Genomic DNA, 24,031 nt, shown 5'->3' with positions numbered 1-24,031 from the left:
AGGATGGCGTTTTTAGACCAAGATTTTTTACTAGAAAACTCAATGGCAAAAAAGCTCTTCCATGATTACGCGGAAAAGATGCCCATCATCGACTTCCACTGCCATTTGAATCCGGAAGAGATCTACGAAAACAAAAATTACCCGAATATCACCCGGGTTTGGCTCAACGAAGGTACGTATGGCGATCACTATAAATGGCGTCTAATGCGGGCTAACGGGGTGCCCGAAGAACTGATCACCGGTGACGGTGACGAGTACGAAAAGTTCCTCGCGTGGGCCGAAACGATTGAAAAGTCGCTCGGCAATCCGCTCTATGAATGGACCCACCTCGAACTAAAGCGCTTCTTCCACATTGATGAACGCTTGACGCGGGCGACCGCGCCAGCCATCTGGAAGAAAGCGAACGCGTTGTTACAAACCGACGACTTCAAGCCGCGGAGCTTGATCCGCAACTCGAACGTGAAGGCGGTTTGCACGACGGATGACCCGGCGTCGGACTTGCATTACCATAAGTTGATTCAAGCCGACGAAGCGGAAAACGGCTTTAAGACGCTCCCGGCAATGCGGCCGGATAAGTTGATCCAGATTGAACGGGACGGCTTCGGGGCGTACTTGAAGGAATTGGGTGCCATCGCGGGCGTTGAGATCAAGACGTTTGCGGACGTGCTAGCGGCACTCAAGCAACGGTTCACCTTCTTTAACGAGAACGGTGGTCGCTTGTCTGACCATTCACTGTTGACTTACCACTTCGTTGAGGCCAGTGACGCGGAATTGGACGCCATTGTGGCGAAGGGGATTCAAAACGAACCGTTGACGGCGACGGAGCACGACCAGTACATTACGATGTTGCTGGAAGGCTTGATGAAGCTGAACAAACAGTTTAACTGGACGATGCAATTCCACATTAACTCGATTCGGGATTTGAACCAGCCGATGTTTGACCAGTTGGGACCAGATACTGGTTACGATGCGGTTGGGACTCAGCCGGACATTGCGGGTGAGATGCAGAAGTTGTACAGCAAGATGCAGTTAACCCACGATATTCCGAAGAGTATTTTCTACTCATTGAACGACAACGATTGGATGCAACTAGCAACCATGATGGGGGCGTTTCAAGAGGGTGGTCAGCAACGGTTACAACTCGGTGCTGGCTGGTGGTTCAACGATACGGCGGAAGGCATGGACAAGCAGTTGCGGATTTTTGCGCAACAAAGTTTGTTGCCGAACTTCGTAGGCATGTTGACGGATTCGCGGAGTTTCTTGTCGTATCCGCGGCATGAGTATTTCCGTCGGGTATTGTGCAACTTCTACGGTAAGTTGGCAGAAAAGGGCCGGGTACCGGATGATGAAAAGGTGCTTGGACCGGTGATTGAGGATATTGCTTACAATAATGCTTACCGGTATTTTGGGTTTTTTGAAAAATAAAGAGTGTGAGGGCCGGCGGGTTGATGCCGAGCACTACCTAGCTAAGGGCATGATGCCGGGCTTTGGCATTGTGCCCTTAGCGTAGTAGGCACAGGCGTCAGCCGGACCGAACACGTTTCGGCCATAAGGCAGGAAAGCCGCCCTTCTCAATGGCAGTTTAACGCAGTACATCAACAAAAAAATCCTGACTACCCCCAGGGGGATAATCAGGATTTCCTGTTAATGATTAAAGCCAGCTTATTGCAACGGGCCGATTTGGTTTTGGATCAAACGGCTGTAAAGTGAAGGCAGCTTAGTCGTGTTCTTAGTCGTCGTGGTTTGAACCGGCGTCGTCTTGGAAGCGGCCGTTGCCGTGGTGTAAAGGGCACCACCTAAAACTGCGACCGTTGCAACTGTAGCGATAATTGATTTAAATACGTTCATTCTAAATTCCTCTTTCCTCTTATGTTACCGTGAACATCGTATCGCGTTATGAAAATAAGGTCAAATTATTTCATCAATTACAACCGGTTACATTGAGAATGATATAAATTTGGTACGATTAACGTTGATTTAAAGCGCTTTCGTAAGCTTTTCGCAGTTTGAAAGTTAAGCAATTCATTTCCAATGCAACTAATTATAAAAACTAGGAGTGACTCTAATGAAAAACATGGGTTTCCGTTGGTATGGATCCAACTCAGATTCAATTAGTCTGCAAGATATTCGTCAAATTCCAGGCACGACCCAAGTTGTCGGGGCACTATTTGATATTCCGGTAGGCGAAGTTTGGCCAGAAGACCGGATTGCGGCCCTGAAAAAAGAAGTTGAAGACGCGGGCCTCAAGTTGGAAGTCATCGAATCGGTCAACATTCATGATGACATCAAGATTGGGTTACCAACGCGTGACAAATATATTGAAAACTATAAGCAAACGATTCGTAACTTAGCTAAGTACGGCATTAAGGTCATTTGTTACAACTTTATGCCAATCTTTGACTGGGTACGGACGAACTTACATTTCAAACTCGAAGACGGTTCGACTGATTTGGCGTTTGAACACCGGTTTGTCGAGGGGGACCCCGAAGACATTATCCGTTCAGTTCAAGAAAATTCGAATGGCTACGTTTTACCTGGTTGGGAACCAGAACGGTTGGCCGAAGTTCGGCGCTTATTTGACGCTTATAAGGACGTTGACGCGAAGAAGTTAACCGAAAACTTCAAGTACTTCCTAGACGCCATTATTCCAGTTTGCGAGGAATGTGACGTTCGAATGGCGATTCACCCGGATGACCCGCCACGCCCATTGTTTGGCTTGCCACGGATTTACAAGAACCGCGAAGACATGTTAACGATTGAAAAGTTACATGAATCCCGTTACAATGGCTTCACGATTTGTACTGGTTCCCTGGGCGAAAACCCGAATAACGACGTACCCGCATTAATTCGCGAATTCGTTAAGAAGGACCGGGTTCCGTTCGTCCATGCCCGTAATATTAAATTCATGGGTAACGAGGGTGACTTCCACGAAGCGGCCCACTTGTCTTCAGAAGGCTCGTTAGACATGTATGAAATTATGAAGGCGCTCCACGATAGCGGGTTCGACGGCTACATTCGTCCGGATCACGGCCGTGATATCTGGGGCGAAAATGGTCGTCCCGGCTACGGTTTGTACGACCGGGCCTTAGGGATCGCGTACTTGAACGGTCTCTGGGAAGCACTTGAAAAGAACGACTAACCGCAAAGAGAATTTCGATTAGAACTGAACAGTCACGCTAAGTACCTCCGAAAAGTTGAACAATCATTTTTGAAGGGGTGTATCGATTATGCTAACAATCAGCCAATTTCATCCGCACGCGGATGGTCAGACCCTAGATACCGCCATTCTCCAGCAGGCACTGGATCAAGCGGCGGCCGAACAGACGACACTCGTGCTGGAAGCGGGGACCTACCTGACCGGGTCACTCTTCCTAGCAAGCAACACCCACCTGCACTTTGAAGCCGGGGCAACGTTGTTGGGTGCGTCTGAACTCGACCAGTATCGTGAGATTGAGACCCGGGTGGCCGGGGTCGAAATGACCTGGCCGGCTGCTATTTTAAACGTTCTGGAGGCCGAAAATGTAACCATTGACGGTCCCGGCACGATTGACGGCCAAGGCCCCATTTGGTGGGCGCGTTATTGGGGAACTGATCAAAAGGGTGGTCAACGAAAGGTGTACGATGCCAAAAATCTGCGCTGGATCGTCGACTACGAAGTAAAGCGGCCGCGTGAGATTCTGCTCTATAAGTCGCAGCGGTGCCAAGTCAGCGACCTGACACTAATGCGGTCTGGTTTTTGGAATTGCCAAATCACTTATTGTGATCAAATTGATATTAGTCATCTGATTGTCAAAGAGAATAACGGTCCAAGTACGGATGGTATCGACGTGGATTCGTCGACCAACGTCCGGGTGCACCACTGTGAGCTCAGCTGTGGTGACGATTGTATCGTTGTTAAGTCGGGCCGAGATGGTGACGGCCACCGGGTAAACCGGCCGGCCGCGCACATCGAAATTGACCACTGTGTCGTTCATTCTGGCTACGGTGTGACGATTGGGAGTGAAGTTTCTGCGGGCGTTCATGACGTTCACATTCACCACATGACGTTCTTGAATACCGATTGTGGTTTCCGGATGAAGTCGTCGGCTGACCGCGGCGGCGTGATTCGGGATATCGTGGCGGAGCACCTGGAGATGCATAACGTTCAATTCCCATTCTCGTGGTTGATGAACTGGCATACCCAGTATAATAAGAAGACGATGGCGGTTACGCCCGATATGAAACCAATGTGGGCGGCGGTTGCTGATCAAATTCCGGAGGCGTTACAGAAGACGCAGGTCCGTGATATTACGGTTCGAAACGTCACGGCAACGCTTGATGCGGACTATGCCAAGGAAGCCCGGGCGTTTGACCTGAAGGCCTTTCCAGAGAAGCCGATGCAAAACATTCGCTTTGAAGATTGCCACTTGGCGGCTTCAGAATTCGGTCACCTGATTGCGGTTGAAGACCTTTTATTCGATAAAGTTTACGTTTCTGTTCAGAAAGCCAACGACCAAGCGTTGGAAAAATTTGATACGCGGTAGTTGTTAATAGTGCTAAAGAAGCCCTCGCGGATGCGGGGGCTTTTTGGTCGACCGGGTTCGTCTGATTGGTAATTAGTGATAGAATGTTAACAAACCCATTGTAAAAAATGGTAGAAACGCAAGCGAAAATAAGCGCAATTAACTGAGAATCCGCGTGAACTCATTGTAATTAAGAAGGAGGCCCAAAGTGCATTTACTAGTTAAATTATATGCACCGTTTTTTGAAGCGGCGGATTGGCACGCCGCAGTGATGACAACCAGTGGTTTAATGACTATTCTCATCTTAGCCATTATGGAGTGCCTGTTATCCGTTGATAATGCCGTGGTCTTAGCGGCCCAAACGTCGAGTTTAAAGGACCGTAAGAAGGAAAACGCCGCGTTAATCTGGGGCCTGTGGGGCTCATACGTGTTCCGGTTTATCGCCATCGGGATTGGGAGCTATTTAATCAAGTTCTGGGTAATTAAAGCTTTTGGGGCCGGCTACTTGTTATGGATGTCGCTTCATTTCTTTTACGAGCGTCATCGGGGTGCTAATCGAAGCGGTAGTGCCGCTAAGGGCAGTGCTAAAGTAAAGCCAAAATCCTTCTGGGGAACGGTAGCGGCAATTATCTTTCTCGACATCGTTTTTTCAATCGACTCGATTTTAACGGCGCTGGCACTTGACGATAATCCGGTAATTGTCCTACTTGGTGGGATGATTGGGATCTTAGCGATGCGCTTCGTAGCTTCGATTATGATTGTTTGGCTAAAGAAGATTCCAGAACTTCTGGTAATGGCCTACGTTTTAATTGGGTTCATCGCGCTGAAATTAGGGTTGAGTATTCCAGCAATTGGCATTGAAGTCTCAAATACGTTCTTTAGTATTTTTGTACTGGTTGCGTTTGCGGCGACGTTTATCGTGCATTTTATGCGGGCGAAGAAGCGGACGAAATAAAATTGAATTTTCTTAAAAAAGGCAGGTGAACATCTTTAACGAATAAGATGTTCACCTGCCTTATACATTAATGGTAAAAACAAATTAATAATGATTAGTTATTAAAGAATTCAATACTGTTATAGACGAGGTCTGCAAACCACTTTCGATCGATATGGAATAATACATTAGCATTAGGCTTACGATTAGTAATGTGATAATAGTCGATTACGGTTTCACCTGCAGTTAACTCGCCTTGGGTCTCAACGGCTACATTACATTTTTTACTTTCAAATCTAGATGGGTCGATGAGCCACGCAACAGTGCAAGGGTCGTAAAGCGGAACACCTTTAAAGTTCCATCTTTCATGGTCAAAAGACATACCGTAAAAATCTAAAAGTCCGGCCATAACATCGGCAACTGGGTTACCAATTTTTCGAATGCTTTCAATCTCCTCAGGTAATAGTTGAGCTTCAAAGTCAACGTTTAGGGGAGCTAAAACAATTGGAATACCAGATTCCATCACAATTTTCGCTGCTTCTGGGTCAACTTGAATGTTAAATTCGGTTGTTGGTCCCCAGTTACCCAGTCCCATTCCTCCGCCAAGAATGACAATTTGCTTGATGGCAGAGCGTAATTCGAAATGTACAGAAAGAAGCAGGGCAATATTCGTACACGGCCCTGTAACGACGAGTGTTACCTTCTGCTTATGTTCTGTCAGTATCTTAGCCATTAATTCGGTAGCAGGGATTCCCTGTGAGAAAAAATCTGGATTAGGTAGGGTGGCCCCGTCGAGCCCAGTGATACCGTGCATGCTAACTCCGGAAATTAGGTCGCGAGTCAACGGCTTGGCGTTGCCAGAAGCGACCGGAATATCTTGACGCTTCATAAGGGTTAGTAGCGACATGGCGTTGCGCAAAGTTTGACTGTGCTTTTGATTACCGGCAGAAGTTGTAACCGCTAACAAATTAATGTACGGGGACGCCACTGCAATCATCAGTGCAATGGCGTCATCGTGGCCAGGATCACAATCTAAAATAATATCTTCCAATTCTATCAGCTCCAATGAATATAACAAAATAGAAGCAGGTAGCTATCTTTTTAAACGAATTCAGATTAACGGATTGTCGTTAAATTGAACTAGATTTCAAAGATAACTCCCAGCTTCTTTAGGCATTAGTCAGGAAGCCCAGTGGACATTCCCGGCTATTAGGAATCAATCTTAATACTACTATTATAAAACGCTTTTAATAATTAATAAAGCGCTGAGTTGTGTAGGTGGTTTATATAAGAAATCGGTGATATGTGAATGATACTCATGAGTGTTGTGAGTGCTAAAAGACTTGCATGTTTTAAGATAGTCTAGATACTTGCTAGAAGACGTGCAATCAAAGTGTTACTATCACTTTTCCATCAGGGTTCCCGGCCTGGACTAGGTTTTGTCCCTTTCTAATACCATCAAGAGTGAACGATTCTAAATGGTCAATTGAAACGTGCAATTGGTCATTCTGAATCATCAGATACATAGCTGCAAATGCATCACTATCTCTGTATTCTTTTCTAGGAATAACTTGTTTGTAATTTACGGATGGCTTTTGCTTACGATCCTTAGGAAGGCTAGTTAGGGAAACGTAAATTCCGTGTGCTTTGACAATGCTTAAGCCTGCGGAAGCAGCACCATCATTGGTTGCGTCAATTAAAATATCAGCCATATTAGCAAATTTTTCGCTAACGCGTTCAGTATCGTATCCACCGAACTCCGATGCACCGAGTCCTATGACTGTTTCTCGAGCGCATTCTGCATCGGTACCAATTACATAAAGTCCCAGCGCATTTGCCATTTGAACCAACATCGAGCCAACTCCGCCGGAAGACCCAAGGATTGCAATAGTTTGCCCTTGTTTGACATGAGCAATGTGGACGAGAGTATTGTACGCAGTAATTCCAGAAAGGGGGAGCCCCGCGGCTTCATATGGATCATACTTTTTTGGTCGTAAGCCTAAGTGATCAATTGAAACTTTGAAATATTCAGCGTAAGTTCCCATTCCAGGACGGGCTAGAACGTCATCACCTAAGTCGTAATCATGTACGTTAGATCCAAGTTTAACAATGCGTCCCACGGCATCGGTTCCAAGGATAGTTGGAAATAGCATGGTTACGCTATTACGAAACTGACCATTACGAACGGCAATATCAAAAGCGTTGATGGCAAATGCGTCAGTTTTAACTAGTACTTCGTTTGGACCTAGTTTAGGCATTGGGAGTGTTAGTTCTTCCATGACGTTAGAATTACCATATTGATTAAATCCAAAGGCTTTCAAATCTATCCCCCCCCAAATTTAAAGTTAACCTTGCTGTGCTTTCAAGTCTAGCAAAGCTTTGTATGCTAATTCATGGTCTCCTTCGTCCGTTAGGCCGGAGACAATTAGACTTCCGATAATACCAGTATTTTTAATACCAATTGGGAATCCGCCACCGACAATGGCAAAGTCTTTTGGACTTAAACCACTACCTTTATAGAAACTATCGGGGTCATCTGCATAAACAGCCTTTTCAAATAAGGAGCTATGATCGAACGCGTCAACGACGTTCGATTTTTTTTGAATCCATAAATTGTTTTCGTGGGTTGTTTGTGTGCCGGCGCGGAAGAAAACTTCTCGTTTGTTAATGGTGATAAGGATACAAACCTTTTCAAAGTCTTCCTGACCAATTTCACGTAGGCTCTCTACGAGTGGGGCTACGTCGGCCAAGTTGAAATGTGAAAGTAAAGCTTGCTGTTCTTGTTGGGTAATTTCTTCAGTCGTTAGCATTAAATAGTTCCTTCTTTCAGTAAATTAGTTATTACTCTAATGGATATGAAGTATCGACTTTTTGCGGTAATCCAGTTTCAATGGATTTCTTAGCTGCAACAGCGGCCCGTTGTGCCATGATAACATCGCGTCCCTCGGCCACTAATGGTTCATCTTTCAGAATCGAACGAACAAAAGCGTGCATTTCAGCAATGTAGGCTTCATGGTAGCGTTCTTTGAAAATTGGTAGTGGCTTTTGTAATTCTTCGTTCTTATTATTGTAAAGTTCAACGGTGCTATTACTTACATTTTCAGCTTTTAGCATACCTTCAGAGCCAAAGACTTCAACCCGTTGGTCATAGCCGTAAACTGCACGACGACTGTTATCGATTAACCCGTAGGTCCCGTTTTCAAACTGAAGAACAAGAGCCAGTGTATCAATATCATCGATGTCCTTTAAGGTCGGATCGATTAAAGTACCACCCTTAGCGTAAACTTCAGAGATGTTACTATTCATCATGTAACGTGCCATATCAAAATCGTGCATAGTAAAGTCGAATAGTAAGCCACCAATCCGTTGAATTAAGTCGTGTGGTAATAAATCAGGATCGCGAGAAGTAATCTTAACAACTTGCGGTGAGCCGATTTTACCGTTACGGACGCCTTCGTAGACATTCCGGAATTGTGGATCCATACGACGATTGAATCCGATTTGAAGTTTCACACCGGCTTCTTTAACGGCGCGTAAAACATTTAGACTAGCTTCTTCTACTGTATTCATGCTTAGTGGCTTTTCACAGAAAATATTTTTCCCGGCTTTAGCGGCAGCGGTTACAATTTCTTCGTGAGTGTTTGTTGAAGTAAAGATGAAAACGGTATCTACTTTAGGATTATTTAAAATATCGTGATAGTCACGAGTTTGATTGGTAATACCAATGTCATTTAAATGTTCAGAAACGTTTTCGATGAAGACGTCTGCAACTTGTTCGATTTCAATTTCGGGAATAGTCATCAAATTCTTTAGGTGCATTTGACCAGCGCGTCCCAAACCAATAATACCTGCATGTACTTTTTCCATAATTTAAAACCACCTTTAGTAATATTTTTAAAATAGTTATACACAAATTATTTATCTTCTGGCTGAACACCAGAAGTTTCGCCATACTTAAATTCCATTTGAATTAATTCAAGTGACTTGCCCCGAGTTTCAGGAGCACATTTGTAGGCGAAAACAAAAGAAAGAATATTAAATCCAACAAAGACTAAGAAGGTCCGTGTCATCCCAACGTTGTTTAATAAAATTGGGAAGAAATAGCCAACTAAGAAATTGGCAAACCAGAGAAAGAAAGTCGAAACTCCCATGCCAAGTCCCCGCAAATTTTGTGGAAAGATTTCTGATAAGAGTAACCAGACCAGTGGCGAAATGAAACCTTGGAAAAATCCAAGAAACATCATCGTGCATAATACAACGAAAATTGGTAATTGAGGACTATCACTTAAAAATGCGGATATCAGAACAATTAACAACAGTGAAACCGTTGTACCGATAATTCCAGACATTAGCATGCTGCGCCGATTGACGCGATTCATTATTGACATGCCGATAAAGGTAGCAATAACTGAGACGACACCGTTACCAATATTGGCAATTAATGCAGCATTATGTGCAAACCCGGATTGTGTTAGGATGGTAGTTCCATAATACATCATAATGTTGATACCGATAAACTGTTGCATGACCCCTAGTCCAATCCCGATAAAGACTAGGCGGCGAATCCAGGGTGTAGTTAAATCTTTAAAAGTAGCCTGTTTAATTTCGCTCTCTTGGTTTAAGGTATCTTGAATCTGGCTAATTTCGTCTTTGCAGTCCTTTTCTTTGGGACGAATGCGTTTTAAAGCCTCTAAGGCATCGTCTAGTTTATTGGCCATGACAAGCCAACGAGGTGATTCAGGAACAATTAACATCCCAAAGAATAGGAGAATTGCTGGTATCATTCCGAAGCCAATCATGTAACGCCAAATATGTGAGACGTGCCCAAACCAATTACCAAGGATGGCATTAACGATAAAGGCTAGTAATTGACCGCTAACGATCATTAGCTCGTTTTGAGTAACAAGTCGTCCTCGAATATCGGGTGTTGAAATTTCTGATAAGTAGGTCGGTACGATTACGGAAGCACCGCCGACGGCTAGTCCGAGTAATGCTCTGAAGATAATCATAAGCGTTGCGTTGGGCGCAACCGCACAGGCCAATGTACATAAGAAAAATAAAACTGACAAATATTTGAGTAGGCGCCTTCGACCGATTCGATCAGATAAACGACCGGCCCAGACAGCTCCAAATGCAGCCCCCAATGTAATTCCGCTAGTAACTAAGCCTTCATTGCTAGATGAAAGATTGAGTTCCTGCGGTGTAGCCATATACCCAATTGCACCGTTAATAACCCCTGTGTCAACTCCGAAGAGTAAACCACCTAGCGTTGAAATCAGAGCAATATTTTTTAAATTTTTTCCAGCCTTCTGGTTGACCCCATCGTCAGTAGACGTTTTCACCAGTAGAGTATGGTCATCTTTGACCAACTTATTTTCGGACATGATCATCCCTCCCAAATTAAAACAATCAACTATGTCTACTTTTATTTATAACGATATAAAAACATTGATGATGTAATTCACGGCCTAAATGATTTTACTCTTTGCAAAAGTTATTGTGTGAGCAAAGCATTATTTGAATTCAGTTGCTATTATTTCACTAGCGATTGTGAATGTCAACGCTTTTGAAGTAAGCGTTTTATTTTTCAAAAAAACATTTATTATTGGGTTGACAATGTCAGTGATACCGGTTATTCTTTAAGCGAACAAGGCGATGAGCTGAGCGCATGAAATCAATCTAAATATCGCAATAGCGTGATTATTTCACAAGTGATTGCTCACCTAACAAAATCATACAGGAAGGGGCATCAACATGGATAAAAGTAATAATATCACAAGCGAAAATATCACAATCGGTATTATTGGGATGGGACGTATAGGAAATGTTCATTATAAAAATTTAATGCGTATTTCGAACGTGACTATTAAATATGTTTGTGACTTAATTGCGACGGATAACTGGAAAGAAAAATATCAAGCGGCTCAAAATATTGTTACAGACTATCACGAGGTTTTAGAAGATCCAGATGTACAAGCTGTTCTAATTTGTGTGCCAACTGATTTACATCCACAATTTACAATTGATTCAGCAAAAGCAGGTAAAGATATATTCTGCGAAAAGCCGGTCGGCTTTGATGATAAGGAAATCTTGAAAGCGCTTGATGTTGTAAAACAATGTGGAGTTAAATTTGAGGTTGGTTTCAACCGCCGTTTTGATAAGAACTTTCGCCGGATTGTTGATCATCGAGTTAATGGGGACATTGGCGATGAGCAAATCCTAAAAATCACTTCCCGTGATCCTGAGCCACCATCGATGGACTATGTAAAGCGTTCTGGTGGGATTTTTATGGATATGACTATTCATGATTTTGATATGGCACGCTACATTACCGATGCCGAAGTAGATCAAGTATTTGTTACTGGGAACGTTTTAGTTGATCCAGAAATTGGTAAAGCTGGGGATATTGATACAGCGATTATCAATTTATCTTTTAAGAACGGCATGATGGGTGTCATCGATAACAGTCGTCAAGCAGTTTATGGCTATGATCAGCGAATCGAATTGTTTGGTTCTAAAGGGATGGCTCACGCAGATAACGTTAATGACAGTACTACAACGTTTGCTGGAAAGGATTCTGTAAGCGGTGACAAGCCAATGTTCTTCTTCCTGCAACGCTATATTGACGCATATAAAGATGAGCTTGAATCATTCTTAGATGCAGTACGAGGGAACCATGAAGTCGAATGTACATTTGAAGACGGTATTAGGGCAATTCGATTGGCCCAAGCCGCTAAAAAATCGTTAGATACTGGGAGACCAGTTAAAGTGAAGGATATTAAATAAACCTAGGAGGTTATGAAAATGAGTTCAAACATTGAAAAGGATATTAAATGGGGAATTGCTCCAATTGGTTGGCGGAATGATGATATTCCTTCAATTGGGAAAGATAATAACTTACAACAATTGTTAAGTGACATCGTAGTTGCTGGGTTCCAAGGCACTGAGGTTGGTGGCTTCTTCCCAGGTCCAGATGAATTGAACTATGAATTGAAATTACGTGATTTACACATTGCAGGTCAGTGGTTCAGTAGTTTTATCATTCGGGATGGAATTGAAAAGGCGAGCGAAGCTTTTGAAAAACATTGTCAATACTTACATGCCATAAATGCACCGATTGCAGTTGTTTCTGAACAAACATATACAATTCAACGCTCAGATACTGCTGATATTTTCACTGATAAACCGCACTTCACCGATAAGGAGTGGGATGAAGTTTGCAAGGGCTTGAACCATTATGGTGAAATCGCAGCTAAGTATGGGATTAAAGTAGCTTATCATCACCACATGGGAACTGGGATTCAAACTAAAGAAGAAACTGATCGTTTGATGGCCAATACCGATCCTAAGTTAGTTGGATTACTTTATGATACAGGCCATATCGCCGTTTCTGATGGTGATTATATGTCATTACTTAATGACCACATTGATCGGGTTGTTCACGTTCATTTTAAGGACGTTCGTCGTAACAAGGAAAAGGAATGCCGTGAAAAAGGCTTAACTTTCCAAGATTCCTTCTTAAATGGGATGTTTACGGTACCTGGTGATGGCGATTTAGACTTTAAGCCGGTGTTTGATAAGTTAGTTGCTAATAATTATAAGGGATGGATTGTAGTAGAAGCTGAACAGGATCCAGCTAAAGCTAATCCACTTGAAATGGCTCAAATTGCCCACAAATATATTCAAGAACACGTTATTGAAGGTAAATAATTTTAATTTAGAAACATGCAAACATTTTATAAATACAAATAAAGAGGGGCTTGTTTATTATGACTGAATCACATGTAACAAAAGTAGGTATTGTTGGTATTGGTTTTATTGGCTCTGATCATATGCATCGTTTGTCAAAAACGATTGCCAATGTAGATGTAACAGCAGTTTGTGATATTGTTCCGGGAAAAGCACAAAAGGCTCTGGATAAGTTAGGGCTATCTGCAAAGGATTATGATGATTATCATGATTTAATTAATGATCCTGATGTTGAGGTAGTGGTATGTACAGCTAGCAATGAGGCACATTACGAAATTGTAATGGCAGCATTAAAGGCCGGTAAATTTACATTCTGTGAAAAACCACTTGCATTAGACGCCAAGCAATGTTTAGACATTATTGAATCAGAAAAGAAGCTCGGTCGGCGGATGCTTCAAGTTGGGTTCATGCGTCACTATGCACCTGAGTATGTTCAAATGAAAAAAATGATTGATGATGGTGTGATTGGTAAGCCGTTAATGATGGACCAACGCCATTATAACCAAACTCAACCAGAGGAATACGATTCATCTCGCTCAATTATTGAAACGGCCATTCATGAAATCGATATTGATCACTGGCTAGTTAATGATACGTACGCTAATATTCGGGTGTTCAGTCCAAAGCAAACTCGTCATGTGCAAAATGCTAAAATTCAAGATCCGCAAATTGTTATGATTGAAACAAAGACTGGTATCAATATCATTAATGAAGTCTTTGTTCGTTGCCAATATGGTTACGATATCAAGTGTGATGTTATTGGTGAAGAAGGAGTTCTAGAATTACCAACGGTACCACAAGTTGCAACTCGGCTAAATGCTCAATATAGTACTGCAATTCTTACAGACTGGAAAGCTCGTTTTGAAAGTGCTTATGACATTGAATTCCGCGACTTCATTAACCATGTTTCGAAAGATGAATCACCAGTTGGTCCTTCATCATGGGATGGTTATATTGCTGCCGTTACTGCCGATGCTGCATTGAAATCATTAGCTGAAGATGGTGCAAAGCAAGACCTTGATTTCCCAGAAACGCCAGCATTTTATCAAGAAGCAGAATCTGTAACGGAATAAGCTTAGTTAGGAGGTTACGAAAATGATCACAGACACCAAAACAGTCAAAGCAGCAATTATTGGGTTGGGAAGACTAGGATCGCGGCATGCGCGACACTTAGTTGAAAAGATCCAGGGCGTGGACTTAATTGCGGCTTGCGCATTAGATGAGGATCAGTTGCAATGGGCGCATGATGACTTGGGTATTGAGTCTACTTATAAAGATTATAAAGAAATGATTAAAAAAGAGGATATCGATACAATCTTTATTGTTGCTCCAACGCCTTTTCATCCCGAAATGACCATCTATGCTATGAATGCCGGATTGAATGTTTTTTGTGAAAAGCCGCTTGGTCTTGACTTTAAAGAAGTAGATGAGATGGCCAAAGTCATCAAACAGCATCCTAACCAGATTTTTCAGAGTGGTTTTATGCGCCGATATGATGAATCATATCAATACGCTAAGAAAATTGTTGATGAAGGCGGTATTGGTGATGTGATTTATATGCGCGGATATGGCATTGATCCAATCTCTGGAATGGAAAGCTTTACTAAATTCGCTACAGAGGCAGATTCTGGTGGTATTTTCGTTGATATGAATATCCATGATGTTGATCTGTTACGCTGGATTAGTGGGCAAGAACCTGTTCAGGTATATGGATTAACTAGTAACTTAGCAGCACCGCAATTAGAAGATATTGGTGAATCTGAAACCGGCGTTGCTCAGATAAAGATGGATGGCGGTGTAATTGCGACACTAATCGGAGGCAGACATGCTGCTCATGGCAATCAAGTAGAACTTGAAATTATGGGATCAAATGGCTGGTTAAGAGTTGGCGAACATCCTGATTTAAATCGTGTCACAGTTTTCAATGAAAATGGTGTAACACGCCCATCCTTGCAGAGTTTTGGTGAGCGCTTTGATACAGCATTTACGGATGAAGTACAAGATTTCATTAATAATATTTCAAAGGGAACTCAGCCAGAAGTAACTGTTGACGATGGTATTAAAGCTTTAAAAATTGCTAAGGCTTGTCAAAAGTCTGCTGATACGGGTGAATTGGTTGAGATTAATTTATAAAATAGGTAATTTACCTGTTGAAGGAAGAAGGCTTTAAACATGGACGTTAGTGAGAAAAATGAAAATTCAAAGAACAACCATGCTGGTTTTCTTTGGCTAGCAACAATTATCGTAACAATGGGATCGTTATTATTTGGTTACGATACTGGTGTTGTCAATGGCTCGCTTGAATTTATGGCACAAAAAGGACAATTAAACCTAACAGCTTTTCAGCAAGGAATTGTTTCTTCCGGATTGACTCTTGGTGCCGCATTTGGCGCGATTATCGGTGGACCGTTAGCTGATAAAATTGGTCGTAAAAAGATTCTAACCATTTTAGGAATTATTTTTGCTGTAGGTGCGCTTGGCTGTGCTTTTGCAACAAATATTAGTGTACTAATTGGTTTTAGGTTTATTTTGGGATTGGCCGTAGGATCAGCTTCTGCAAACGTTCCAGTGTATATCGCTGAGGTTGCGCCAACTGAACTTCGTGGAAAAATGGTTACGACTGCGCAAGTGATGATTGTGACCGGTCAGTTTGTTGCATTTGGTGTCAATGCTGCATTAACGCCACTTGGTGCACAAAACGCAGCTATTTGGCGGTGGATGCTTGGATTAGGTACCATTCCAGGAATTATTCTTTGGTTAGGCATGTATTTAATTCCAGAATCACCACGTTGGTTAGTGTCGCAAGGAAAGATGGATAAGGCACTTGGAGTACTTCGTAAAATTCGTGCTGCAGCAAGCGTTGATTCTGAGCTGGAAGACATCAAAGAGAAAGATAGAGCTGATAAAGAACAGAATGCTGAACAGGCTACTTTTAAAGAATTAGTTAGTAAACGTTGGGTTGTTCAAATATTAATTACTGGATCGATGTTAGGAATTATTCAACAGTTTGCAGGCATTAATTCCATTATGTATTACGGCGGTAAAATTATTCAAGAGTCAGGGTTTAATACTACTGTTGCTGCAATTCTAAATGCGGGGAACGGATTCCTGTCAATTGTGGGGGCGGTTCTTGGAATGTTTACGATTGATTGGCTTGGTCGTAGAAAACTTGAATTTGCAGGATTGACGATTTGCGGAATCACTCTAGTCACTGCTGGGGTTATTCATTCAACAGCTCCAGATGCAAGTTGGGCCGGCATTACTATTGTTATTCTAGTTTATTTATATATCATTTTCTTCCAAGGTACTTTAGGACCAGTTACATGGTTAATTAATTCAGAAATTTTCCCACAACGGTATCGTGGAATAGGTACTGGAATCACAATCTTTGTCCTTTGGATTGGTAACTTTGTGGTTGGATTATTATCTCCAGTATTAATTGAGTGGAATATGTCAAACACATTCTATATCTTTGCTGCATGTTGTGTATTAGGTATAATATTTGTTGCATTGCGCGTTCCCGAAACTAAGGGTGTGCCACTTGAAGATGTTGAAAAATATTTTAGAAACAAGTATGATCGTTAACTCAATGTTTTAAGAACAGTACACTGATCTCCAGTAGGATTTAATCTACTGGAGATTTTTTAGAAAGAAAGTGATTAACATGGAATTTGCCCTTTTTCTACTCTTATCAATATTAGCTGGTTTAATGCAACCCATACAGAGCGGTATTAATTCACAACTGAAATTAGATTTAAATTCAACTTATCTAAGTGGGGCAATTAGTAATTTTATTGGGGCAATTTTAATGGTACTTTTAGCATTTGCATTAGAAAAAGACGGCATACGTCATCCTACTTTATCAGATGGGCACATTTGGAACTGGACGGGTGGTATTCTGAGTGCTTTGATTGTCTCTGCAATGATTATCATCCCCAAAAAGATTAGCTATGCGTCTTTTTTTGGTAGCGTCAAGAATCTTGTGTAAATGAAATGCCTTCGTACATATAATATGTATCTAACTTAAATAAATGATGCTTCCAAGGTGTCCCGGAGTCCTTTGAACCCTCGGTGGATCCGCTTCAGAGACTTCTCGTTATAAACATTAAACTGAGAAACCAGAAAGCGATCCAGTGAATCTTCCGTTGGAAATTGTTCTTTGTGGTGGGTGGTGCGCTTGAGATGCTTATTAAAGTTCTCAATCAGGTTAGTGGAGTATAGTGATTGCCGGATAGCTGGTGGAAAGTCCATGAAAGTGAGTAAATTCGGCATTTTAAGTAGATCTTTGATTAATTTGGGATAGGTCTGATGCCAGTTGTTGGCGAACTCATTCAGTTTCAGTTCGGCTGCTTCATGGTTGGCGGCCCGATGAACTTGTTTAAAGTCACTGATCACGGCCTTGCGGTCTTTTACGCGAACTTTGTTCATCAGATTCCGCCCAACATGAACCAGGCAACGTTGTCGTTTGGCTTTAGGGAAATGCCGATTCAAGCCTTCATCCAAACCAACTAACCCATCGGCCACAAACAACAGCACATCTTTAACGCCCTGCTTGATCAAGGTTCCCAGCAGTTCAGTCCAGATTCCAGTCGATTCCGTTGGCGCCACTTGGTAGTTCAGCACTTCTTTCGTACCATCTGGACGAATGCCAATCGCAATATGAACGGCTTCTTTTTGAACGGTATCCCGCTTTAACGGCAAGTAAGTGGCATCTAAGAAGATGGCCGCATATTGTGAAGCCAGTCGACGTTGCTGGAAAGCTTGAACCTGTTCATTGACGGCTTTAGTCATGTTGGAAACCGTGGCTTTGGAGTAGTGAGCACCGTACATTTTCTCAATGAGTTCGGCAATTTCAGCAGTGGTAATTCCCTTGGTATACAACTGAATGACCGTTGTTTCTAAATTATCACTGTGCCGACCGTAGGCTGGCAAGGTATGATTTTTAAACCGGCCATTGCGATCTCGAGGAATGGTTAAGTTAAGTTGGCCGTACTTCGTATCAAACGAGCGCTCATAACTGCCGTTGCGGTTATTACCAGTGTTAGTCCCAGCGTATGAGTAGCGTTCGTAACCCAAAAACTCTACCAATTCGGTTTGAAGCAGCTGGTTAATCGCAATTTCGAGGTGGTGACGAAAAACTTCGTCCAAATCTTGCTTTTGGGCTAGTGCAGCGATAATTTCTGTGGTAAGTTCATTCATGGGGAATGCCTCCTGTGATGTTTTCTGTGGTTACTAAATATCATAAGGGAAGGCATTCCCTATTTCTATACAATTCAGAAATCTTTTATGCATTTACACAAGATATTTTACGCTCTCATTATATTTGTAGGTATACTAGCTTTGGCTATAGCCGCTTAAAACTTAAAAACAAGGATTCAAAAGAATCCTTGTTTTTTTTTATACTTATGAGAAAATTATAAAAAATGTTCTCTAAATTTGTTTAATCCATGAAAGAAGACTTCTTATGACCTTTTTTATTGATTTATTGTTACTTTTAACGTTGTTTTTTTTAATTTCTTATCTTTACACTACAAAAAAAGAAAAAAGAAAAAAAACAAGCATTATTGAGCTTGGTAGACTACCAATTTTATATGGAAAACATTACCGTACTTTTCAAAAGTTTAATAAATTCCGCCTCTTATTTGGAGCCTTAGCATTAATTAGTCTTACAATTGGTATTTATACTGCTATTTTTGAAAGAGATTTTTCTATGCTTGGATTTACAGATTCCATTGGTTTTTTTGCATTATTCTTTGCTTTTTTTATGGAACTTTTAAAAAACCAAACAATACAAAGGAAAAAGATACAGTATGACCACGCATTAAAGATTACAGATAAAGAAAAAAGAAACAAGACTATTTCTATTTATGGTATTTGTGCTTGCTGTTTCTTATTAGGAATCTTAACTTTCACAACACTTTAAATAATCATTTTAGGGTCTATTATTAACAAATCGCCCCTCAAAATCATTGTTAAAATAACCCTCAATATCTATAATGTAGATGTTGGGGGTTATTTGTTTTTATATGGTATAAATGACTTCTCTTATTCGTCATTTTTTCGATACCTTTTGGAACGATTTTGACCAGGAAATAAACGATCATGCGATCCGACTCGAATGCCAATTAAGACTAATTCATCTTTATCAATCGTATAAACCACCAGGACATCGTTAGTTTCGCTTGGTGTTTTGTTTTTCGGGGTATCTCGTAAGTGAAATTCATTATAACCGCTCATTCGCCGATTAAGCTCATGATCTTCAAATTCTGATGGTAATTGTTGTTGCTCAAGCAACAGGTCAATGGCTGCTCGAACTTCATCAATAATAGATTGGTCTAAACTGGCTAACCGTTTTAGATCAGCATTAAAGGTTGCACGTGGTTTAAATCTTAGTTTTTTCATTATTTAAACTGACCCCAATAATCATCATCTGATTCAACAATTTCATCGTCAGGTAAAACATGGCGTTTAATTAACTGATCACGTGCAATTGCATATTCTAACGAACCTTCTTTAGCTTTTAATGCTCTTTCTAGCCAGTCCATTTTTTCTTGTGAAACGATGGCTACTGCGCGACTATTTGAACGAGCAATATAAACGGTTTCGTCTTCGTCATTAACTTGATCTAAATATTTTTTTAGGTTAGCGCGAAAATCGCTCTGTGTTAGTGCTAATGTCATATTTACCACCCTTTCATTGTACTTAATATTGTACTTTAATTTGTACTAAAAATCAATTTTTTAAGGAGCTAAAACTATGCAACAAGTTGTCTTACCCATCAAAGATTCAAACGTTCTCAAAGAGGTTCAAGATACCTTACTCAACAACTTTAAAGCTGGCCGGCGTAACTATACAGTTTTTCAAGTTGGTAAAGCGACACTGTTGCGAGTCAGTGATGTCATGCGCTTAAAACAAACCGATATTTTTAATCCGGACGGTTCTATTAAACAAAATGCGTTCATTCACGACCGAAAAACAGGTAAGCCTAATACCTTGTATCTTAAACCAGTTCAAACAGAGCTCTTATTGTACCGTCAATGGCTACTTGATCATAGACTAGCCTCTGAATGGCTCTTTCCTTCCATTCAACACCCCGAGCGCCATATTACAGAAAAACAATTTTACAAAATCATGAGTAAGGTTGGCGATCTGTTAGGAATTAATTATCTGGGTACTCATACGATGCGCAAAACCGGGGCTTATCGCGTCTACACACAATCTAATTATAATATTGGTTTGGTCATGAATTTGCTCAATCATTCCAGTGAAGCAATGACTTTAGCTTATTTAGGCTTAGACCAGGCTAGTACTGAAACGATGCTAGATCAAATTGATTTTGGTTGAATGCAATAGCGTATAACTTTAAAATAATAATATATATGGTATAATTCAAATATGGAAAAGCCAGAATTTGAAACTTACAAACGTCCCAATGGTCATGATGAATTCGATGAATGGTTACAGCAACTGCCAATTAAAGATCGCGCTAAATTACTGCAAGTGATTACAGATACGCAGGATCAAGGTTTACTAGTCGCTCAACGCATGACTTGGGTTAAAAAAATAGAATCAGCTAAAAATTTATATGAATTAAGAAGTAAGGTATCCAGTAATATTCAACGGGCATTATACTTTCACGTTAAGGGACCAAAATATGTGATTACCCATGGGTTTACCAAAAAGACACAAAAAACACCACCCGCTGAAATTAAACATGCGATTGAATTACGAACTGAATGGGAGGATAGTCAAAATGAAAATCAATGATATCTTAACCCGGGAATTAAAAGACCCTAAGTTTGCTGAAGCTTATCATGCTGACAAGGAAAAATCTGCCAGTGCCTTAGCGTTGTATCATACTCGTGAAGAAGCTGGCCTAACTCAGGCCGATTTAGCTGAAAGAGCAAACGTCCCTCAATCCACCATTGCTAGAATCGAACGTGGCGATAATGTAACGTTTGATAAACTAGCTGAAATTGCCCATGCTATGGGTAAAACAATTAAAATTGAATTTACTCAATAAGTTAGACCTTTAAAGAGGTATTTGGCAGCAGTTGATTAAATCAACTGCTGCTTTTTTGATCAAGCTAAATTAGCTTGCGCCGTTTGCGCAAAACTCCGCCTGAAAGGCTACTGCTGAAGGCATGCTCATGATGCAAAATCATTCGGCCGACAGCCCCTGTCTGGAAGACTTTTTTACTCAAATTCCGATAGCAATTTTGAGTAAAAACGCGAAGCTTTGACAAAAAGTGGCTAGCCAATCGGCTAACCACTTTTGGCATTGCACAGCGAACTTGGGGGTCAAGGGGGAGCGTTAGCTGTCCCCCTTGCAAGCACCGCAGCTGCCACAAACGTAGTCTTGTGGCTAGCATGCGGGTTGCTTGCCAACCCTCTATTATTCGATTATCATTAGGAGGTCATCAGCCGACGGCTGATCCGACTTTTGATATCTCGAATAACTTTGCCCGCAGGGCAACGGAGGTGGGACTTGTGAACGAACCACAAAATCTGGCTAGCACAAAAAAGACGACTCAGGTTCATCGTCAGGCTAGCAAACAAATTAATTTTCGGGTGAGTGAACCGGACTATTTAAAGCTGGTGCGTTCCGCGCAAACTTTAAATCTGTCCGTGCCGGCTTTTGTCAAAAAGAAGGCCCAGGGGGCGCGCTTAGTTGCCCCTAAGATTGCTGCCCAAGATGCCCAGAACATCACTCATCAGTTAGCTAAAATTGGCGGTAATCTTAATCAATTGGCCCATCATGCTAATCAAGGTGGTCAAATCGATCCCCAAGCATTAAAGGATTTACAAAACGAGGTGCAACGCGTATGGCAACAACTCACATAAAACGTTCCACCAGTGCATCTAGGTTAGTCAATTACGCTGAAAAACGAGCCATCAAAAAAGATGGCCTCAATTTAGATATTCAGTACGCTAAAAGCGAATTTAAACAAGTGCGGGCCGTCTATGGCAATCCTGGTAAAACCCAAGCGTATGCCAGCCGGATTGCCTTTAGCCCGTTGGAATTTAATCCGCAAGATCCTCATGATCAGACAACGGTTTTAGCCGTTGCCAAAGAAGTTTATGCCAAAGCCTATCCCAATCAACAGGTGGCCCTTTATGAACATGCCGATACCGATTCGTTACACGTCCATGCCGTCATTGGCGCGATTAACCTGGAAACCGGGCAAAAAATGCACGGTAATTGGCACCAATATCGCGATCACTTAGTCCACATCACGGATCAAGTGTGCCAGGAACATGGCTTAATGGTCACCCGGCCCGATCCTAACCGTCACGAGAAACGCTCAATGGCCGAAATTAAGCTCCGGGCTAAACAGCAGCCCACTTGGAAAGATCAAATCCGCCAAGCCGTCGATCACACCATGCAGAACCCCCTGATTCGCGATTTTCAGGCCTTTCAGGACGACTTGAAACAACAGGCAGTTAAAGTATGGGAACGGGGCAAAAATCTCACCTATCAGCTATTAGGGACCAATTACAAGTCTCGGGGAACCAAACTCGGGCTTGATTATGAAAAGGAGACGATTTTTAATGAGTTGGCAAGCCGACAAAACCAAACAAGAACCAACCAGCAACCAGAACGAACCGTTAACCCAACAATTGACCCAGCTCAATCAGACCATAGCCGAACTCCGGAATTACCAGGGCACTCAGATTCAACTGCAAGCCACAGCCAAAACGTCCCTCGATCAACAACTTCATCAGATCGAACAGACCGCCCAACAAGTCAACCAACAGTTTCAGACGACCTTAAACAACTTAGACAGCAGCAACGCCAGCTCGCAAGCCCAATTAAAACAGACCTTACAAAGCGCCTACGCAGCATTCCAAAAGCAGACCAACCTGATCAGTCAGGAAAATCTGACCGCGCTCAAACAAATTCAAACCGAACAAGCCAAAAACAACCAGCGCCTCAGCCAACTCAGCGACCAAGTGAACCAGACCATTCAAGAGACGATGGCCCAAGTCGCTGATCAAATGGATCAGCAGTTACAAACCACGAAAAAGCGGTTCTCGTGGTATGAAATTAAGAATTATCTGCTGGCTGTGATCCCGACTGGTATTCTGACAGGCCTTATTTTCTGGTTATTGACCAAGTATTTCGGTTAGTTCAAGTTAAGCTTTCAGGTTTCCGCGTCCTCAATTGCTGACAATTTTATTTCAGGGTTAAACCAAATTGGCGTTTTATTGACATGAATTTAGGATTTTGAAACCAATTAGCGTATTTTTTCGCTTATTATTGGCTATATTTATCGTTTCTAAGCCATTTTAAATCAGCTCTGGTGTATTTATATGCCAGTTAACTAAAACGGCTGAGAAACGATTTTAGAGCTAATCTGAAATGACCCCTTGATTTTTGAATTCTTCTGAGTGTTGCGCCCGATATTTAGCCCCAGCTAGTTTATTCCAGTAAATACCGAACAGATTCGTCATGGTCCCGTACAAATAGTTTTCCACGTCCTTAACATGCTTCTCGTTACTTCTGAGCACGTTAAAGTATCTTCTCAAGGTCTTAGTTATCAGTGGTTTAAGCGTATCGTCACCTAAATTAATTTTGACTCCTAAGGCTTGATGTTCTTTTTCGAGGTTGTTTTTAGCATTCAAAATGATGCGGATAAAGCGTCGCATTTGTTGTGGTGTTCGACACCAGAAACTGAGCAGTTGAATGGCTTCGGGTTCTAAGAAGACTTCCCAGCCACTTTCTGGATCGGTTAAAAACTCGTCAGCATGTTTTACTAAATCCCGGTTTTGGGTTTCAATTTCAGCTGGTGAAAAGTTAGTGCAAGAAATGCCCCACAATCGTTAGACTTCTTGTCTAACAATT

Annotated in this window: 25 protein-coding genes and 1 pseudogene; 16 read left to right on the top strand and 10 right to left on the bottom strand. The window is 41.8% G+C overall.

The annotated features are described in order from the left end of the window. Positions 1-3 precede the first annotated feature (3 nt). Positions 4-1,425: a glucuronate isomerase gene (gene uxaC, locus FFM79_RS05900; RefSeq protein WP_137642542.1), complete on the top strand. Its 1,422-nt coding sequence runs from the start codon at positions 4-6 to the stop codon at positions 1,423-1,425. 237 nt (positions 1,426-1,662) lie between these two features. On the opposite strand, the gene FFM79_RS05895 is transcribed toward uxaC, so the two are convergent. Beyond that, positions 1,663-1,848, bottom strand: coding sequence for a hypothetical protein (locus tag FFM79_RS05895; protein WP_137642541.1), 186 nt, complete (start codon positions 1,846-1,848; stop codon positions 1,663-1,665). 217 nt (positions 1,849-2,065) lie between these two features. Between FFM79_RS05895 and uxuA the strand changes: the two genes are divergently transcribed. From uxuA to FFM79_RS05880, 3 genes are all read left to right on the top strand, one after another. Beyond that, positions 2,066-3,139 carry a mannonate dehydratase gene (uxuA, locus tag FFM79_RS05890; protein ID WP_137642540.1) on the top strand — a complete coding sequence of 358 codons (1,074 nt, stop codon included), beginning with the start codon at positions 2,066-2,068 and terminating at the stop codon, positions 3,137-3,139. Positions 3,140-3,227: 88 nt separating this feature from the next. Further along, positions 3,228-4,523 carry a glycoside hydrolase family 28 protein gene (locus FFM79_RS05885; RefSeq protein ID WP_137642539.1) on the top strand — a complete coding sequence of 432 codons (1,296 nt, stop codon included), beginning with the start codon at positions 3,228-3,230 and terminating at the stop codon, positions 4,521-4,523. 187 nt (positions 4,524-4,710) lie between these two features. Next, the gene (locus FFM79_RS05880) at positions 4,711-5,457 is read left to right on the top strand and encodes a TerC family protein (protein WP_137642538.1); all 747 of its coding nucleotides are present in this window, start codon (positions 4,711-4,713) and stop codon (positions 5,455-5,457) included. 94 nt (positions 5,458-5,551) lie between these two features. Here FFM79_RS05880 and rihA read toward each other — a convergent pair whose 3' ends face one another. The 5 genes from rihA to FFM79_RS05855 all read right to left on the bottom strand — a co-directional run bounded on the left by rihA (position 5,552) and on the right by FFM79_RS05855 (position 10,820). Further along, on the bottom strand, positions 5,552-6,487 hold the full coding sequence (gene rihA, locus FFM79_RS05875) for a pyrimidine-specific ribonucleoside hydrolase RihA (RefSeq protein ID WP_137642537.1): 936 nt from the start codon (positions 6,485-6,487) through the stop codon (positions 5,552-5,554). A gap of 337 nt (positions 6,488-6,824) precedes the next feature. Continuing rightward, entirely contained in the window at positions 6,825-7,757 is a 933-nt protein-coding gene (locus FFM79_RS05870; RefSeq protein ID WP_137642536.1) for an NADP-dependent oxidoreductase, read from the bottom strand. 24 nt (positions 7,758-7,781) lie between these two features. After that, positions 7,782-8,246: a heme-degrading domain-containing protein gene (locus FFM79_RS05865; RefSeq protein WP_137642535.1), complete on the bottom strand. Its 465-nt coding sequence runs from the start codon at positions 8,244-8,246 to the stop codon at positions 7,782-7,784. 31 nt (positions 8,247-8,277) lie between these two features. After that, positions 8,278-9,303, bottom strand: a complete 1,026-nt coding sequence (gene iolG / locus FFM79_RS05860; RefSeq protein ID WP_137642534.1) for an inositol 2-dehydrogenase — start codon at positions 9,301-9,303, stop codon at positions 8,278-8,280. Between the two features lie 47 nt (positions 9,304-9,350). Next, entirely contained in the window at positions 9,351-10,820 is a 1,470-nt protein-coding gene (locus tag FFM79_RS05855; protein WP_137642533.1) for a sugar porter family MFS transporter, read from the bottom strand. Positions 10,821-11,190: 370 nt separating this feature from the next. On the opposite strand from FFM79_RS05855, the gene iolG (FFM79_RS05850) reads away from it, so the two are divergent. From iolG (FFM79_RS05850) to FFM79_RS05825, 6 genes are all read left to right on the top strand, one after another. Next, positions 11,191-12,222: an inositol 2-dehydrogenase gene (gene iolG, locus FFM79_RS05850; RefSeq protein WP_137642532.1), complete on the top strand. Its 1,032-nt coding sequence runs from the start codon at positions 11,191-11,193 to the stop codon at positions 12,220-12,222. A gap of 18 nt (positions 12,223-12,240) precedes the next feature. Continuing rightward, on the top strand, positions 12,241-13,146 hold the full coding sequence (gene iolE, locus FFM79_RS05845; RefSeq protein ID WP_137642531.1) for a myo-inosose-2 dehydratase: 906 nt from the start codon (positions 12,241-12,243) through the stop codon (positions 13,144-13,146). A 59-nt stretch (positions 13,147-13,205) separates the two neighbouring features. Further along, positions 13,206-14,258, top strand: coding sequence for a Gfo/Idh/MocA family protein (locus FFM79_RS05840; protein ID WP_137642530.1), 1,053 nt, complete (start codon positions 13,206-13,208; stop codon positions 14,256-14,258). 22 nt (positions 14,259-14,280) lie between these two features. Continuing rightward, a complete protein-coding gene (locus tag FFM79_RS05835) occupies positions 14,281-15,318 on the top strand; it encodes a Gfo/Idh/MocA family protein (protein ID WP_137642529.1) in 1,038 nt (345 codons plus the stop codon). 39 nt (positions 15,319-15,357) lie between these two features. Beyond that, complete coding sequence (locus FFM79_RS05830) at positions 15,358-16,770, top strand: sugar porter family MFS transporter (RefSeq protein WP_137642528.1); 1,413 nt, start codon at positions 15,358-15,360, stop codon at positions 16,768-16,770. A 79-nt stretch (positions 16,771-16,849) separates the two neighbouring features. After that, positions 16,850-17,173: a DMT family transporter gene (locus FFM79_RS05825; RefSeq protein WP_137642527.1), complete on the top strand. Its 324-nt coding sequence runs from the start codon at positions 16,850-16,852 to the stop codon at positions 17,171-17,173. A gap of 35 nt (positions 17,174-17,208) precedes the next feature. Here FFM79_RS05825 and FFM79_RS05820 read toward each other — a convergent pair whose 3' ends face one another. After that, positions 17,209-18,384 (bottom strand): IS256 family transposase, encoded by a 1,176-nt coding sequence (locus tag FFM79_RS05820; protein ID WP_137642526.1) that lies wholly within the window; start codon positions 18,382-18,384, stop codon positions 17,209-17,211. A gap of 265 nt (positions 18,385-18,649) precedes the next feature. On the opposite strand from FFM79_RS05820, the gene FFM79_RS05810 reads away from it, so the two are divergent. Further along, complete coding sequence (locus FFM79_RS05810) at positions 18,650-19,108, top strand: hypothetical protein (RefSeq protein ID WP_017866851.1); 459 nt, start codon at positions 18,650-18,652, stop codon at positions 19,106-19,108. 122 nt (positions 19,109-19,230) lie between these two features. On the opposite strand, the gene FFM79_RS05805 is transcribed toward FFM79_RS05810, so the two are convergent. Then, positions 19,231-19,587, bottom strand: coding sequence for a type II toxin-antitoxin system YafQ family toxin (locus tag FFM79_RS05805; RefSeq protein ID WP_056986335.1), 357 nt, complete (start codon positions 19,585-19,587; stop codon positions 19,231-19,233). Then, the gene (locus FFM79_RS05800; RefSeq protein ID WP_003586674.1) at positions 19,587-19,865 is read right to left on the bottom strand and encodes a type II toxin-antitoxin system Phd/YefM family antitoxin; all 279 of its coding nucleotides are present in this window, start codon (positions 19,863-19,865) and stop codon (positions 19,587-19,589) included. Before FFM79_RS05800 ends, FFM79_RS05805 begins: the two co-directional genes overlap by 1 nt. A gap of 76 nt (positions 19,866-19,941) precedes the next feature. On the opposite strand from FFM79_RS05800, the gene FFM79_RS05795 reads away from it, so the two are divergent. The 5 genes from FFM79_RS05795 to FFM79_RS05775 all read left to right on the top strand — a co-directional run bounded on the left by FFM79_RS05795 (position 19,942) and on the right by FFM79_RS05775 (position 23,180). Next, entirely contained in the window at positions 19,942-20,529 is a 588-nt protein-coding gene (locus FFM79_RS05795; RefSeq protein ID WP_039098794.1) for a site-specific integrase, read from the top strand. A 51-nt stretch (positions 20,530-20,580) separates the two neighbouring features. Next, positions 20,581-20,952, top strand: coding sequence for a type II toxin-antitoxin system RelE/ParE family toxin (locus FFM79_RS05790; protein WP_001748275.1), 372 nt, complete (start codon positions 20,581-20,583; stop codon positions 20,950-20,952). Next, complete coding sequence (locus tag FFM79_RS05785) at positions 20,939-21,208, top strand: helix-turn-helix domain-containing protein (RefSeq protein ID WP_001748276.1); 270 nt, start codon at positions 20,939-20,941, stop codon at positions 21,206-21,208. The genes FFM79_RS05790 and FFM79_RS05785 overlap by 14 nt, the downstream gene beginning before the upstream one ends. 467 nt (positions 21,209-21,675) lie before the next feature. Then, entirely contained in the window at positions 21,676-22,029 is a 354-nt protein-coding gene (locus FFM79_RS12730) for a plasmid mobilization protein (protein WP_170177393.1), read from the top strand. Further along, positions 22,011-23,180 (top strand): relaxase/mobilization nuclease domain-containing protein, encoded by a 1,170-nt coding sequence (locus tag FFM79_RS05775; protein ID WP_137642524.1) that lies wholly within the window; start codon positions 22,011-22,013, stop codon positions 23,178-23,180. The genes FFM79_RS12730 and FFM79_RS05775 overlap by 19 nt, the downstream gene beginning before the upstream one ends. Positions 23,181-23,538: 358 nt before the next feature. On the opposite strand, the pseudogene FFM79_RS05770 reads toward FFM79_RS05775, so the two are convergent. Then, a pseudogene (locus FFM79_RS05770) lies at positions 23,539-23,994 on the bottom strand (replication initiation protein RepA); the annotation flags it as partial. Positions 23,995-24,031 lie beyond the last annotated feature (37 nt).

Source organism: Lactiplantibacillus modestisalitolerans, from assembly GCF_005405425.1.
Lineage (GTDB): Bacteria > Bacillota > Bacilli > Lactobacillales > Lactobacillaceae > Lactiplantibacillus > Lactiplantibacillus modestisalitolerans.
This window is presented reverse-complemented; position numbering and strand designations above follow the sequence as displayed.